The sequence below is a fragment of the Nevskia soli DSM 19509 genome (assembly GCF_000711955.1).
Classification (GTDB): Bacteria; Pseudomonadota; Gammaproteobacteria; order Nevskiales; family Nevskiaceae; genus Nevskia; species Nevskia soli.
This window is the reverse complement of sequence record NZ_JONR01000069.1, coordinates 1-14,052: the sequence shown is the minus strand read 5'-3', so window position 1 is coordinate 14,052 and position 14,052 is coordinate 1. Positions and strand designations below refer to the sequence as shown.

Annotated in this window: 10 protein-coding genes and 1 pseudogene; 6 read left to right on the top strand and 5 right to left on the bottom strand. The window is 66.5% G+C overall.

The genetic code is table 11. The features are described from left to right. Window positions 1–128 precede the first annotated feature (128 nt). Window positions 129–1,151, bottom strand: coding sequence for an AraC family transcriptional regulator (locus tag BP26_RS0122040; protein ID WP_157572695.1), 1,023 nt, complete (start codon window positions 1,149–1,151; stop codon window positions 129–131). Between the two features lie 106 nt (window positions 1,152–1,257). Here BP26_RS0122040 and BP26_RS0122035 point away from each other — a divergent pair, with 106 nt between their 5' ends. The 3 genes from BP26_RS0122035 (at window position 1,258) to BP26_RS0122025 (ending at window position 4,228) form a co-directional block, all read left to right on the top strand. Continuing rightward, entirely contained in the window at window positions 1,258–1,962 is a 705-nt protein-coding gene (locus tag BP26_RS0122035; RefSeq protein WP_029922720.1) for a hypothetical protein, read from the top strand. Between the two features lie 55 nt (window positions 1,963–2,017). After that, window positions 2,018–3,685: a GMC family oxidoreductase gene (locus BP26_RS0122030; protein ID WP_029922719.1), complete on the top strand. Its 1,668-nt coding sequence runs from the start codon at window positions 2,018–2,020 to the stop codon at window positions 3,683–3,685. An 84-nt stretch (window positions 3,686–3,769) separates the two neighbouring features. Next, window positions 3,770–4,228, top strand: a complete 459-nt coding sequence (locus tag BP26_RS0122025; protein ID WP_029922718.1) for a PaaI family thioesterase — start codon at window positions 3,770–3,772, stop codon at window positions 4,226–4,228. A 13-nt stretch (window positions 4,229–4,241) separates the two neighbouring features. Here BP26_RS0122025 and BP26_RS0122020 read toward each other — a convergent pair whose 3' ends face one another. Continuing rightward, complete coding sequence (locus tag BP26_RS0122020) at window positions 4,242–5,771, bottom strand: flavin-containing monooxygenase (RefSeq protein ID WP_051749291.1); 1,530 nt, start codon at window positions 5,769–5,771, stop codon at window positions 4,242–4,244. Window positions 5,772–6,018: 247 nt separating this feature from the next. Here BP26_RS0122020 and BP26_RS0122015 point away from each other — a divergent pair, with 247 nt between their 5' ends. Then, complete coding sequence (locus BP26_RS0122015) at window positions 6,019–8,592, top strand: DUF1302 domain-containing protein (protein WP_051749290.1); 2,574 nt, start codon at window positions 6,019–6,021, stop codon at window positions 8,590–8,592. Here BP26_RS0122015 and BP26_RS0122010 read toward each other — a convergent pair. Both BP26_RS0122010 and BP26_RS0122005 read right to left on the bottom strand, forming a co-directional pair. Beyond that, window positions 8,589–9,191: an LON peptidase substrate-binding domain-containing protein gene (locus BP26_RS0122010; RefSeq protein ID WP_029922715.1), complete on the bottom strand. Its 603-nt coding sequence runs from the start codon at window positions 9,189–9,191 to the stop codon at window positions 8,589–8,591. The two genes, BP26_RS0122015 and BP26_RS0122010, sit on opposite strands and share 4 nt — an antisense overlap. Window positions 9,192–9,345: 154 nt before the next feature. After that, entirely contained in the window at window positions 9,346–9,978 is a 633-nt protein-coding gene (locus BP26_RS0122005) for a TetR/AcrR family transcriptional regulator (RefSeq protein WP_029922714.1), read from the bottom strand. Between the two features lie 177 nt (window positions 9,979–10,155). Here BP26_RS0122005 and roxB point away from each other — a divergent pair, with 177 nt between their 5' ends. Continuing rightward, the gene (gene roxB / locus BP26_RS0122000) at window positions 10,156–12,534 is read left to right on the top strand and encodes a rubber dioxygenase RoxB (RefSeq protein WP_157572694.1); all 2,379 of its coding nucleotides are present in this window, start codon (window positions 10,156–10,158) and stop codon (window positions 12,532–12,534) included. Window positions 12,535–12,566: 32 nt separating this feature from the next. Here roxB and BP26_RS0121995 read toward each other — a convergent pair whose 3' ends face one another. Continuing rightward, window positions 12,567–12,755, bottom strand: a complete 189-nt coding sequence (locus BP26_RS0121995) for a hypothetical protein (protein ID WP_029922712.1) — start codon at window positions 12,753–12,755, stop codon at window positions 12,567–12,569. A 734-nt stretch (window positions 12,756–13,489) separates the two neighbouring features. Here BP26_RS0121995 and BP26_RS27945 point away from each other — a divergent pair. Then, window positions 13,490–14,052 (top strand): annotated as a pseudogene (locus BP26_RS27945) (hypothetical protein); the annotation flags it as partial.

The window sequence follows — 14,052 nt, the reverse complement described above, 5'->3', positions numbered from 1 at the left end:
TGGCCCCTCGATACACCCGCTTCGCGGGCACTCGGGGCGAACGGAGGGTGGTGCAATTCAAATAGAAAAGCGCCCCTCACCCCAGCCCTCTCCCCACTTCGTAGGGAGAGTGGGAACAGCATCCAGTTCTAGCCGGCGCGTGCGGCTCCGGGCGTCACCCCTTTCCATCGCTTGAACGCATGGCTGAACGCCGCGGCATCGGAATAGCCCAGCCGCTCGGCCACTTCCGCCAGTTTCATCTGGGCGGTACCGATCAGTTCCTCCGCCAGGGTCATCAGCACCTCGTCGCGCAGGGCACGGAAGCTGGTGCCCTGGTCGGCCAGGTGCCGGCGCAGGGTGCGGGAGGTCATGCACAGTTCGGCCGAGACCACTTCCATGTCGGCGGCCTGCGCCGGCCGGCGCAGGATGATGTCGCGCACCTTGGCGGAGATGCCGGAGCGGGCGCGGCGGCGGGCCAGGAGTTTCTGGCATTCCAGTTCGCACATGCGCGCGGTGGCTTCGTTGGCCTGCGGCAGCGGCTGGTCGGCGACCTTGCGGTCGAGCACCAGCAGGGTTTTCCTGGCGCCGAACTCGGGCATCTTGCCGAACACTTCGCGGAAGCGTTCGGCGTAGGTCGGCCTGGGGAATTCGAAGTACACCCGCAGCGGCGGCGCCGGCCGCGGATCGATCAGGCGTTGCATGCGCAGAATCGCCACCGCATCGCGTTCGATCAGGAACTGGCGGATCTCGGCCGGTACCTTGCGGTAGTCCAGGTGCAGGTAGGCTTCGTCGCCGCTCTCTTCGTAGTGCAGTTCGCCGAAGATGGCACTCAGGTCGAGGTAGCGCAGCGCCAGCATCAGGGCCTCGCGCAGGCTGCGGCTGCTGAACAGGGCGTAACCCCAGATGCCGAAATCGGTGAGGTGGTAGCGGAAGCCCACTTCCATGGCCAGGGCCGGCACCTGGGGCAGGGCCGCCGCCACGTTGCGGATCACGCGCAGTTCCTGTTCGGGCGCGATCTCCGCCTCGCTGTTATCGATGGCGGCGGGATTGATGCCGCTGCCTTCCAGGCAGGCGGCCAGCGTGGCGCCATGCGACTGCGCCACCTCGACCAGATGGCGGACGCCGGCGATACCGTGGGGGATGCTCCAGTCTGGCATGCGGGTAGTAGACAATGCCTGTCCGGAATTATCAATAAATTGTCCCGGCGTGTCATCCAGTACCGGATGCGCCTTCTCTAAGCTGCTGCACTGCAACCAGACTCCTCCAATGCCGCCTCCGATGACCCAATCCAGACCTTCCAGCGTCGCCCTCGCTCCCGCCCCCTGGGATCTGTCCGGACAGGGCTACCTGTTCGCGGTGCGCCTGCCGCGCGAGGTGCTCGACCAGGGCAGCTTCCTGCCGCAAGGCTGCCCGCGCCTCGGCCGTAGCCGGCTGGCCTACGCCATGTTCGTGGATTACTCGGCCGGCGACGTCGGGCCTTACCACGAACTGCTGTACATCCCCGGGGCGCTGGCCATCGGCAAGCGCCGCAACCTGTCGATCTCGCGCATCTTCGTCTCCACCTGGGCTTCGGTGGTGAACGGCGAGGTCAACTGGGGCATACCCAAGGACCGCTGCGACTTCGACGTGCAATACGGCGCCGACGGCGTCGACAAGGTGGCGCTGACCGCCGCCGACGGCACCGTCTTCGCTGAACTGGAACTGGAAGCGCGCGGTCCACGCCTGCCGGCGCCGGGGCACTGGGTACCGCGCAGGCTGCGCACGCTGTCGCAGCTGCGCGAGGGCAAGGTCTATTCCTATGCGCCGGAGGCGCGTGGGCATTTCCGTTTCGCCAAGGTGCGCAACTGGCGTTTCGACGCGCGCTATTTCCCGGATCTCGCCCGCGGCGAGGTGGTGGCGGCGATGAAGATCACCGATTTCAGGATGATCTTTCCGGTGGCGGAGGTCGAGCCGTTGGTTCCGGTGCAGGGGATGGTGCCGTAATGGCCCCTCGATACACCCGCTGCGCGGGCACTCGGGGCGAACGGAGTGCGGCGGTATGACCACCAGGACACAAAGCTATGACTACGTCATCGTCGGCGGCGGTTCGGCCGGCTGTGTGCTGGCCAACCGCCTTAGTGCCAACGGGCGGTACACGGTGTGCCTGCTCGAGGCCGGACCGCGCGACTGGAATCCGTTCATCCGCATGCCGTCCGGGCTGATCCCCCTGATGCGCGGCTGGTTCTGCAACTGGAAGTTCTGGAGCGAGCCGCAGCCGCATATGGGCGGTCGGCGTTTCTACCAGCCGCGCGGCAAGACGCTGGGCGGCTCCAGCAGCATCAATGCCCAGGTCTACATCCGCGGCCACGCCTCGGACTTCGACCGCTGGGCCAGCCTCGGCTGCACCGGCTGGGGCTACGAAGAGGTGCTGCCGTACTTCCGCCAGTCGGAGAACTACGAGCCGGTGTGCGAGCCGCGCGACCAGCGTTTCCACGGCAAGGGTGGCCCGCTCAATATCGCCGAGCGGCGCCACTTCAATCCGCTGAGCCGCGCCTTCCTCGATGCGGCCCAGCAGGCCGGGCTGCCGCACACCAGCGACTTCAACGGCGCGCAGCAGGAAGGCTACGGCGTGCTGCGCAGCTATCACCGCAACGGTGAGCGCTGCAGCAATGCGGCGGCTTACCTGCGCGGCGCCGAACAGCGGCCCAACCTCACCGTCGTCACCGGCGCGCATGCGACGCGCGTGCTGCTGGAGGATGGGCGCGCGGTCGGTGTCCAATACCGCCGTCGCGGCCGTGATTGCGAAGTGCGCGCGACGCGCGAGGTGGTGCTCAGCGGCGGCGCCTTCAATTCACCGCAGTTGCTGTTGCTGTCCGGCATCGGGCCGCGCGAGGAGCTGGAGAAGCACGGCATCCCGCTGAAGCACGAGTTGCCGGGCGTGGGCCAGAACCTGCAGGATCATCTCGACGTATACCTGGTGACCAAGGCGAAGAGCCGCGTCGGCTTCTCCTTCCATCCCACCTCCTGGCCCAAGGCGATACTGGGGCTGCTGCTGTATGCGTTCTTCCGGCGTGGTTATCTCACCAGCAACCTGGTCGAGGCCGGCGCTTTCGTGCGCTCGCTGCCGGAGGAGCCGGTCCCCGACCTGCAATGGCACTTCGGCGCGGTGGTGAATGCCTACCACGGGCTGCGCCTGGGGCCGGTGTTCCGCCACTACGGCTATTCCATCGCCATCAACGACAACCGGCCGCTGTCGCGCGGCCATGTCGGCCTGCACAGCGCCGATCCGCTGGCGCCGCCGCTGATCGATCCCAACTACGGCGCCGAGTCGCGCGAGATCGAGCGGCTGGTGCGCGGCATCAAGCTGGCGCGCAAGGTGCTGGCGCAACCGGCGTTCGATGCGCACCGCGACGTGGAGATGGCGCCGGGGCCCGCGGTGCAGAGCGACGAGGAACTGCGCCAGTGGGTGCGACGGCATGCGGAATCGATCTACCATCCGGTCGGCACCTGCAAGATGGGACAGGATGCGCTGGCGGTGGTGGATCCGCGCCTGCGCGTGCACGGGCTGGAAGGATTGCGCGTGGCGGATGCTTCGGTCATGCCGTCGCTGATCGGCGGCAACACCAATGCGGCGGCGACGATGATCGGCGAGAAGGGCGCGGCGATGATTCTGGAGGATGCGCTGGGCCGGGTCGGGTCCGCGAACGAAACCGCCTTGGCGGCCTGAATCGCAGTGAACAGATAAGCTTGCCGACGATGGATGGGGGGATCACGATGAATTTGCTTGGGACGCTGGAGGAGAAATAGAACAATGGATCTGGAACTCGCCAAGAAGATGCTGGAAGGCGGCATCAAGTTCGTCGCCAACAGCGGCCTGCGGGTGGTCGAGTTGCGACGCGGCTACGTCAAGTGCCTGATGCCCTTCGCCGGCAACGGCAACCATATCGGCACCATGTATGCGGGCGCGCTGTTCACCCTGGCGGAGATTCCGGGCGGAGCGCTGTTCCTGTCGAGCTTCGATGCCGCGAAGTTCTACCCCATCGTCAAGGAACTGGATCTGCGTTTCCTCAAGCCGGCGAAGGGCGACGTGACGGTGGAAATCGCGCTCGACGACATCCACATCGCCTCGCTGTCGGCGCAGGCGGCGGAGAAGGGCAAGGCCGAGTTCATCCTGGAAGGGCAGCTGAAGACGGCGGATGGCGTGGTCGTCGCCGAGAGCCGCGGCGTTTACCAGGTGCGCTCGACGGTGCCGCCGGTGAAAGCGTCCTGACGTTCCGGAACGCCTAGGCTGCGAACGCCTGCGTCGGGGCCGGTGCGGGTTCCAGCACGTAGTCGTCCGCATTGGGTGCGCGCAGGCGGCGCCCGTATTCGCTCATGTAGCCGACCCAGTTGTTGGTGTTGCGGCCATCCGGCCCGATGTACCAGCTGTGGCATCCGGATTCGTAGGTGGTGCCGCGGTTGCGCTGCTGCAGTTCCGCGTTGTAGTCGCGCTGTACCTCGCCGCGCACTTCCATCGAGCGCAGTCCCTGAGCTTCCAATAGCCTTGCGCATTGGGCGATGTAGCTGGCCTGGGTTTCCAGCATGTAGATGATGGAGCCGGCGCCGAGGTTGGTATTGGGGCCGTAGAGCATGAAGAAGTTGGGGAAGCCGGCGACGCTGACGCCGAGGTAAGCCTCGGCACCGTCGCGCCACAGCTCGCGCAGGGATTGGCCCTGGCCACCCTTGAGGTCCATCGGCGCCAGGAACTGCGAGGCGGCGAAGCCGGTGCCGTAGACGATGGCGTCGACCTTGCGCAGGTCGCCGCCGGCGGTCCTGACGCCGTCGGCGGTGATTTCGGCGATGGCCTCGGTCACCACCTCCACGTTCGGCCGTGACAGGGCTGGGAGCCAGTCGTTGGAGAGCAGGGTGCGTTTGCAACCCACCGGGAAGTCCGGGGTCAGCTTGCGGCGCAGCGCCGGGTCCTTCACCTGCACCCGCATCAGCATCCTGGACAGCAGCTTGAGCGTGCCGTCGGCGAGCTTGCTGAGCAGGCCGTGGCTGATCATGGAGGAGGCGAGGAACTCGATCAGCCAGAAGATGCGGGCGCGATCGAGGTCGTAGACGCCGGGCACATTGTTCAGCAGCCAGCGCTCGAAGGCGTTGAAGGCGCGATCGAACTTGGGGATGCACCAGCCGGGCGAGCGCTGGAACAGGTAAAGCTTTTGCACCCGCTTGGCCAGCTCCGGCACGAACTGCACGGCGCTGGCGCCGGTGCCGATGACGGCGACGGTCTTGCCCCTGAAGTCGTAACCGTGATCCCAGCGGGCGGAGTGGAAGGCGGTGCCGGTGAAGTGCTGGAGGCCGGGCAGGTCGGGGTAGGCGGGGCGGTGCAGCTGGCCCACGCCGGAGACCAGGATGTCGGCTTCGACGGTTTCGCCATCGGTGAAGCCCACCCGCCACAGGCCGCGCTGCGCGTCGTATTCGGCGCCGGTGACTTCCTTGCCGAAGCGGAAATGCGCGCGCAGCTCGTATTTCTTCGCGACGTGGCGGGCGTAGTCGAGGATTTCCGACTGCTTGCCGTAGCGGCAGGACCAGGGGTAGTGCCGCTCGAAGGAGAAGGAGTAGAGGTGCGAGGGCACGTCGCAGGCGGCGCCGGGATAGGTATTCTCGCGCCACACGCCGCCGAGGTCCTGCGCCTTCTCGAAAATGGTGAAGGATTCGATGCCGGCCTGCTTCAGGTAATAGCCCATGGCAAGGCCGGCGAAGCCGCCGCCGATGATGGCGATGCTGGGGGATCGCTTGCCGGCGTTACCGGCATTACCGTCGGGGGCCATCGGTTACGCCTTGCGAGGGAGCGTTACAGGACGCTCGCTATGGTAAACCGCCGGGCTCGCCAAGTGGTCTACCCGTAATGAGGGGTTTCCGGAACTCACAAGCGCGTGTCCGCGATGCGCATTTTTTCCGGATACCTCTGGCGCCTATGCTGAAGAACAGGCACTTTATGTCAGCGGCGCGCCGCCCCGGAGAGGGCAGGTATCCGCCGGCAGCTCAAAAAACCGCAGTGCTCGGAGGAAAAACAGGATGCTGCCCAGGCCGCCGCGCGTCCGCGCCGCCCGTTTGCTTGCCATGTCCGTATTGCTGGGCGGCGTCCTGCTGGCCGGCCCGGCCCTGGCGATCGACTTCGATTTCACGCCGCCGCTGACGCAGGAGCCGATCAAAGGGGTGCTCAACACCACCTTCACCGGCGGCGTCGGTATCCGCATGCAGGCGCCCAGTTCGGCGCTGATCGGCAAGGGCAATCTCGACCCGAACGTATGCTCGGGGGTGTTCCAGAGCTGCCAGGGCCTGTTCCGCACCCAGATCTACCCGGCGCAGCACCTGGTGGCCGCGCCGGGCTCGGCCTCCAGCAACGGCGACCAGGGTGATCTGAATTACCGCGACAAGTACGACCTGTTCCAGGCGCCGCTGAAGGTGACGCCGGATCTGACGCTGACCTGGGGCAATTTCGGCTTCTTCGCCCGCGGCCTGTTCTTCTACGACGTGGTCAACAACGACTTCACCGAGTACCACCCGGACGAGATCACGCCGCAGAACATCAACCAGGTGGGGCGCGTCGGCAGCACCCTCGCGGTACCGCTGGTCAACACCGTCGTCGGCGGGCTGGCCCAGCTCGGCGTGCCCGTGTCGCTGCTCAACAGGACCGCCCTGACCGGTCGCTTCTTCGGCCCCGGCGGGGTGGTGCGCAACAAGCGCACCGACAGCGGCGTGCTGGAGCAGGCCGGCACCAATTTCCAGTACCTGGACAGCTATTTCTTCGGCAAGCTGCCGCTGTGGGGCGACAAGGAACTGACGTTCAAGCTCGGCCGCCAGCTGGTCAACTGGGGCGAGAGCACCACGCTGCAGATCAACAGCGTGAACTCGGCCAACCCGATCAACGCCAACAACTTCTACCGCATCGGCGGCCAGGTGGAGGAGGTGTTCACGCCGCTCAACATGGTCGACCTGTCGTTCAGCCCGGTCGAAAACGGCACCATCGAGGGTTTCTACCAGTTCGAGTGGCAGCCCACCGAGGCGCCGGCGCCGGGGACTTATTTCTCCGATATCAACGTGGGCAGCCGCAACGCCGGGCCGAATACGCTCAACGGCACCTTCGGCGGCAGCGCGCAGGATCCGGACTGCATCGGCAAGCTGCTGGACAACCCGCTGTCCGGGCTGACGCCGACCTGCGCCACCATCTCGCGCCTGCCGGACTGGGAGCCGCGCACCTCGGGCCAGTACGGCATCAAGCTCGACTATTACAGCGACAGCATCAACAACGGCACCGATTTCTCGCTGTACTACGAGAACTACCATTCGCACCTGCCTTACGTCAGCTTCTTCTCGGCCTACCCGAGCTGCCTGCGCAAGGAAGGCAATGCGCGCCACAACGACGCGACCGACCTCGTCACGACCGTGCTCGATTGCCCCAACATTCCGCTGCTCGCCATCGGCGACCCGGCCCATGCGCGTTCCGACGCGCTGGACCTGGATACCATCAAGTACGTGCTGGAATATCCCGAGGACATCCATCTCGCCGGCTTCAGCTTCAACACCACCATCGGCAGCTACTCGCTGCAGGGCGAGATCGCCTACCGTCCGAACAAGCCGATGCAGGTGGACGCGCACGACCTGGCCTTCGCCGCACTGGGCCATGCCGGCACCGCCTGCGGCCAGCAGGGCGTGAATTGCGAAGGCACCAGCGGGCCGCTGGGCGCGCTGGGCCTGAACGGCCTCGGCAACGGCCCCAACGGCGCCGGCGTCCTCTACGGCAGCAGCGACGCGGTCAATGCCTCGGGCCGCGTGACGCAGCAGGATACCTACGACCTGGTCATCGGCCACGCCGCCGGCTCGCAGCGCTACTTCCCCAACTTCGTCATTCCCTACCGGGGCGGCGTGGTGGGGCAGAACACGCCCTGCTATCCGCAACCGGGCAGCGCCGAGGACGCGCAGTTCAACTTCGACAAGTTCCAGCACCCGTACTATCCCTACAACCGCAGCAGTCCCTGCTACATCCAGGGCTACCAGCGCATGCAGGACTTCCAGTTCAACCTCGGCGCCACCCGCGTCTACGGCGCCACCGACAATCCCATCGGCGCCGACCAGATCATCCTGCTGTACGAACTGGGCGCGGAGTATGTGCCGTTCCTGCCGTCCTACGACCAGCTGGTATTGCAGGGGCCGAATTCGACGTATGGCCCCACCGCCGGCGCGGACGGCTCCGGCGCGGACGGTTCGCGCATGGGCTGCTCCAACATCCCGGACTGCTCCTACGGGCCCGACGGCATCCGCTTCAATCCGCACCAGCAGGATCACGCCGGCTATCCCACGGCCCTGTCCTGGGGCTACCGCGTCATCGGCCTGCTCAAGTACGAGCAGATCGTGCCGGGGGTGACGCTGACGCCGACCATCATCTGGTCGCAGGACGTGGGCGGCATCTCGCCGGGGCCGGCGGGGAATTTCGTCAAGGGCCGCAAGCAGGTCGCCACGCTGTACGAGTTGCGCTACCACCAGCCGCTCTCGCTGAGCATCGGTTACACCTGGTACTGGGGCGGCGGCGTCTACAATACGTATGCGGATCGCGACTTCGCGCAGGTGTTCCTGAAGTACCAGTTCTAGTCGGCTGCGCCGCCTTGGTCGCGCAGTTCCTTGAGCAGGCGCCCGACCTCGTCGAGCACCGCCAGGGGGTCGGCGGTTTCGAGCAGCTTCTGCTTGCGTTCCGGCTCCACCGGCAGCAGCTCGCACAGGCGGTTGCCGACCCAGGCGGCGTCTTCGAAGCGCCGCGGCTTGGGAAAGTGCACCTCGCCGATCTGCTCGATCATGTCGGCGAGCAGTTCCGCCAGCGGCTCATGGCGATCCGCCACCGGCAAGGGGTCCGGCGGCTCCTCCAGCCCGACCTCGGCGACGATCAGGCCGCTGGGCAGGGTGCGGCGCCGCAGGATGCGGAATACCGATTCGCCCTGCGCCAGCAGGGTGTAGCGCCCGGGTTCCGGCTCCTGCCATTGCAGGATGCGGGCGGTGCAGCCGATTTCGGAAGGCACGGCTGGCGCACCGACTTCATAACCGGCGCGGATCAGGGTGACGCCGAACACGCTGTTGTCGCGGATGCAGGCGCGCGTCATTTCGACGTAGCGCGGCTCGAAGATGCGCAACGACAGCAGGCCCGCCGGGTAGAGCACGGAACCGAGGGGGAAGATGGGGATTTCCAGCGTGTCCATGCCGCCATTATCCCCGAACAGCGGATAGCCTAGGGCGGCCGAGGAGTCGATGCCGGTAATGCGTCCGCGTTGTATCGGGCGGGGTGAAAGCCCCCGCTTCGACGCTGGGCCGGATCCTTCGCTGCGCTTGGGGATGACGAGGGTGGTAGAGAGGCTAACGGCCTGAAGCCGCGGCGTAGCGCGCGAGATACGCCACCATGGCGTAGGCGGCTTCCTCGCGGTACTCCGGCGTGATGACGCCGTGCAGGAACACCGACTGGCGGAAGCAGGTGGTGGCGATATCCACGGCCAGCACGGCGACGTCCGGCGACTGCGGCACGGCGATGCCCTGGTTGGCGAGCAACTGCCGCGCCAGCGAGCCGAGGTGCTGGATGTTGATCTCCTGCGTGCGGTAGCTCTCGTCGGTGACCGGACCGCCGAGGATCAGCAGGCGGCCGACCGGGTTGGCGTTGTGGAACTCGGCGGCGAAGTGCACCACCGCCGTCGCGACCTCGCGCCAGGACTGGTCGGCTGGAAAACTGGCGGCCTTGAGGGCGAGGCCTTGTTCCAGCTGTGCCAGGTGCCGCCGCAACAGTTCGTTGAGGATGGCGTACGGGGTGGGGAAGAACTTGTAGATGGTGGCGCGCGGATAGCCCAGGCGCTGCGCCAGCACCGGGATGGAAAAGCCGGCGAGGCCGGCTTCGAGCAGCACTGCTTCGGCTTCTTCCAGCACGCGTTCGAAGCGATCCTTGGCCCGTTGCTGCAAGGGCTGGCGGGGCAGGGCATCGTCGCTAAGGGCCTGATTCATGGAATAAATAATAGCGTTTGACAGTAAAAGTGACAAGTGTTACTTTTTACGAACAGACATTTGTCGACTCTTCCGGCCCCTGCGTGAGGGATGCCGGGGAGCGGCGGATGCATCAAACGGGAAGCGAGCAAGGGACGGACGTCCCGGCCGACTTCCGCAGGCTGGAGGAGAAGGCTCATGGGACGGACAGTGCGCGGCGGCGTTGGCCTGGCGGCGGTGCTGCTGCTGCTGGCGGCATGTGGCGGCAACTATAGCGGCGCGCCGGTGGCGGGCGGCAGCAGCGGCAGCGGCAATGTGAGCGGCGGCAGTTTCTCCACGCCGCAGGCCTTCTTCGCCGCCGAGGTGGAACCCAATATGGCTTACTGCCGCACCTGCCATGTGCCGGGGGGCGTGGCCGACACGGCCGGGACCAGCGCGGCGACGCAGGGCAATCTGTTCCTGCTGTCCGGCGATGCGGGCCAGGATTACGCCAACCTGATGACGTCCTGGACCAGGCTGGGCAAGGGCGTCGCGTCCAACAAGCTGCTGACCAATCCTTCCGATCCGGCGCAGGGCCATACCGGCGGCCAGCCCTGGGCAACGACCAGCCAGCCGTACCTGGCGATGCAGACTCTGCTCGGTTGCTGGGACAATCCCGATGGCTGCGCCGCATTGCTCAGCGGTGCCGGTGGTGGACCGGTGGCGCAGGCGCAGCCCCTGCTCGGCAGCGCGCACGGCGGGCATGTGTGGGACAGCTACTGCGCGGCGCAGCCCGACAGCGCCGCACTGCCCACCGATCCGCGGCGCATGGTGGTGCCGGGGGTCAACCAGGGCAAGGCGGTTTACATGAACGCGTACTGGCAGACCTGCCGCGCCGACGCCGAGCCGAAGACCTGCGGCGAGCTGCGCCAGCGCGAGGCGGCGGGCAAGGCCCTGGTCGGCGGCAGCGGGGCGATCGGTGCGGGCAGCGAGTTCGCCGGCGATGCGGCCAGCTCGGCCTTCGCGGTGTCGTCCGATACCTGGAATCAGCTGTGGCGGAAGTGGCACATGAAGGCGCGGCCGGACAATTTCGACGCGGTGCTGGCCGAGCGTTACGGCACGCCGCTGGCGGCGACGCGAAATCCCTATCCCCTGACCGGCGAAGATCCCAACCAGACCAACGGCGGTTCCGGCCAGTTGCCGGTCGCGTTCACGCAGTTGCGCAATGCCGACGGCAGCTGGACCGGCAAGGTGGGCATGACCTGCAATATCTGCCACAGCGGACAGGTGGGCACGGCGGCGGACGGCCCCGGACTCGGCACCCTCTACGGCACCAACAGCCTGAGCGATATCTCGGTGTTGTCCGGCGATCTGGGCTCGGCCAATGCGGCGCTGGCCGCGGTGGCGCTGAACAAGACCCGCGGCACCGGCAACATCACCAACTTCCAGCTGTTCGACCTGCTCACCATCACCGATCCGGCTTCGCTGATCGGCGCCGCCTTCATCCAGACCGCACCGTCCACCGGCACCGAGGATCCGCCGGTGTGGTGGAACGTGGGGCACCGTCCGCTCAAGTTCTTCGACGGCGGCCTGCCGATGGACGCGACGCGCATCGAACTGTCTTTCGATTTCCCCAACGCGGGCATTCCGCTGAAGGCGGCCGAGGACTGGGTGCTGGCGCATGAGGCGGACTCCACGGCCTGGCTCGCCTCGCTGAAGGCGCCGAGTTATCCGGGGACGATCGACACGACGCTGGCGGAGCAGGGCGCGATCCTGTTCCACAGCAAGAACCTGTGGGCGCCGCAGCTGAACAATCCGGTGCCGAAGCCGGCCGGCGGCAACGGTTCCTGCGCCAGCTGCCACGGCGCGTACTCGCCGCGCTTCGTCAATGACCCGGCTTACCTGGATGCACCGGCCCTGGAAGGCATCGCCGCCTACGTGGTGCCGAGCGAGGTGATCGGCACCGATCCGGCGCGCGTCAACGGCAACAGCCAGGCCATTTCCACGATGGCGCGGACCAACTGGTTCGCCTACCCGGACGTGCCGGCCTGCCATGACCAGAACGATACGCAGGTGCGCGGCGCGCGCGCGCTGGGCTACCTGGCTCCGCCGCTGTACGGGGTGTGGGCCACCGCGCCCTACCTGCACAACGGCTCGGTACCGAACGTGTGGGAAGTGCTCAAGCCCGCAGATCGCCACGACATCTGGCGCCGCGTCTCGGCGCCCGCGCCGGCAGCGCAGCCGGATCTGATCATGGGCTACGACACCAGCCTGGCCCGCGCCTACGACAGCGACAAGCTCGGCTGGAAGTACGAGGCCCTGACTTGCGGCGCGCCCGGGGTGGTTCCCTATCTCGATTGCAATCCGAACGATCCGGCGGTGGATCCGCTGGTGCAGCAGATCCTGTCGGGGCTGTATGCGCACGGCGGCCTGCTGTTCAATCTATCCGGCCTGCCGATTCTTACCGACGCGCAGATCGAGCAGCGCAAGATCTACAACACGCATATGTACAGCCAGGGCAACGAGGGGCACGAGTTCACCGCGGTACTGACCGACCAGGAACGCCAGGCGCTGATCGAGTACCTGAAGACCTTGTAGCGCTTCCGGGGTAGGGGCGCTCGTACCGGCGATTACTTTGCCGGGGGCTGGCGCGTAGCCGGGTTTGGGGCCGGGACGAGTTTGCAGTTGCCGCCCTGGGTTTCCACCAGGCAGCCGGACTGGAAGTGCTGGGAGAAGGCGCCGCTGCTGCGGTCGATGCCGGCGTCGCGGCCTTTCTGGCCACCCCGTTGCAGCAGGGTGATGCTGTTGCCCTCGGCCATTGCCGATGCCGGACTTCCAGGCTTTCCTGTCGAGGTCGATCTCGACGTCCGACTCATCCACCGCCGGCGGTACCGAGGCCTGGCAGGGGCCGGGACCGTGGTGCATGACGGTGCTGCACTGGTAATGCAGGACGTCATCGGCTTGCGCACCCGTCGCCGGAAATAGCGCGGCCGAGGCCAAAAGCGGGATCAATCGCCGCGGGACGGGGCGGAGGGGCATGGTGCATTTCTTCGGTCTGGCGGGCGTCCGTTGAAATGCGTAGATAACTTGCCAGTTTCTTGAACCATACGGTCATGGCCTGTTGGTGGGCCATATCGGTTCAGCCATGCGCCGGCCTGGTGCAACGGGTGGACCGGATCTTTACCCTGATGTCGTCAAATGAGCGGGCGGGAGTGTGATGCAGGCCTCATATCGGAGGATGCATCGCGTGATTGCGGCATGGTACTTGCTGTGTTTTAGCTACGGCGAGAGGCACGTTCGAGGCGTCCGTCCGGGGGCAGTAACAGCGATGCAAACTTGCAACGGTGCTTGCACAAGCGCCTTGCACGGGCGCGTACTCCCTGGCGTGTCCGAAGGTTTGTTGCACTTTGCTGGTGCAGTGTAGGGTATTCGTAGAGTATCCTTGGCGCCCTCATTGGCATTGTCATAAGGATTTCGCGTCCGTCTGTTATATCCGGGTCGCGAGCGAACTTCGCAGGATCGCGATATTTAAACGTCTCAGGGAGATTGCATTATGCGTAGCATTGCTTTGTTCACGGCCGCGGCTGGCTTGTTGGTCAGCGGTTCCGTTCTGGCGCAGGACGCTCCGGCTCCCGCCGATGCGGCGACCCCGCCCGCAGCCGATACCAGCGCCCCCGCCCCGGCCGATGCCGGCACGCCGCCTCCCGCTGCTGCCGAACCCGCACCCACCGACACGACCACCGCCAGCGCCCCCGTGGACGCGAGCGCGCCTGCGGAAACCGCCTCGAGCGACCCGTTCGCCGGCGTGCGCGACATCGACTACATCGGCATCCTGGGCAACTACGACCGCGCCGACACCCACCGCGGCCCGGACGTCAAATACGGCGCCGGCGCCAGCATCCTGTTCGGCCGCCACTTCGCCAACCACTGGGGCTGGGAAGCCAACTACACCCTGAGCACCCTGGAAGCCGGTGCCGGCAACGGCGGCGACTACTACATCCACAACCTGGGCGGCGACCTCACCTACTCCTTCGGTGACCGCCAGCACTTCACCCCCTTCGTCCTGCTGGGCGGCGGTGGTTCGTTTGACGACGTCCACCCGCGCCAGAACGGCGG

What these genes read in the sequence shown, in the direction of transcription:
- BP26_RS0122035 (WP_029922720.1), top strand. Translation starts at nt 1,258, where the DNA reads ATGACCCAATCCAGACCTTCCAGCGTCGCCCTCGCTCCCGCCCCCTGG.
- roxB (WP_157572694.1), top strand. Translation starts at nt 10,156, where the DNA reads ATGGGACGGACAGTGCGCGGCGGCGTTGGCCTGGCGGCGGTGCTGCTG.
- BP26_RS0122005 (WP_029922714.1), bottom strand. Translation starts at nt 9,978, where the DNA reads ATGAATCAGGCCCTTAGCGACGATGCCCTGCCCCGCCAGCCCTTGCAG.
- BP26_RS0122030 (WP_029922719.1), top strand. Translation starts at nt 2,018, where the DNA reads ATGACCACCAGGACACAAAGCTATGACTACGTCATCGTCGGCGGCGGT.
- BP26_RS0122025 (WP_029922718.1), top strand. Translation starts at nt 3,770, where the DNA reads ATGGATCTGGAACTCGCCAAGAAGATGCTGGAAGGCGGCATCAAGTTC.
- BP26_RS0122015 (WP_051749290.1), top strand. Translation starts at nt 6,019, where the DNA reads ATGCTGCCCAGGCCGCCGCGCGTCCGCGCCGCCCGTTTGCTTGCCATG.
- BP26_RS0122020 (WP_051749291.1), bottom strand. Translation starts at nt 5,771, where the DNA reads ATGGCCCCCGACGGTAATGCCGGTAACGCCGGCAAGCGATCCCCCAGC.
- BP26_RS0122010 (WP_029922715.1), bottom strand. Translation starts at nt 9,191, where the DNA reads ATGGACACGCTGGAAATCCCCATCTTCCCCCTCGGTTCCGTGCTCTAC.
- BP26_RS0121995 (WP_029922712.1), bottom strand. Translation starts at nt 12,755, where the DNA reads ATGGCCGAGGGCAACAGCATCACCCTGCTGCAACGGGGTGGCCAGAAA.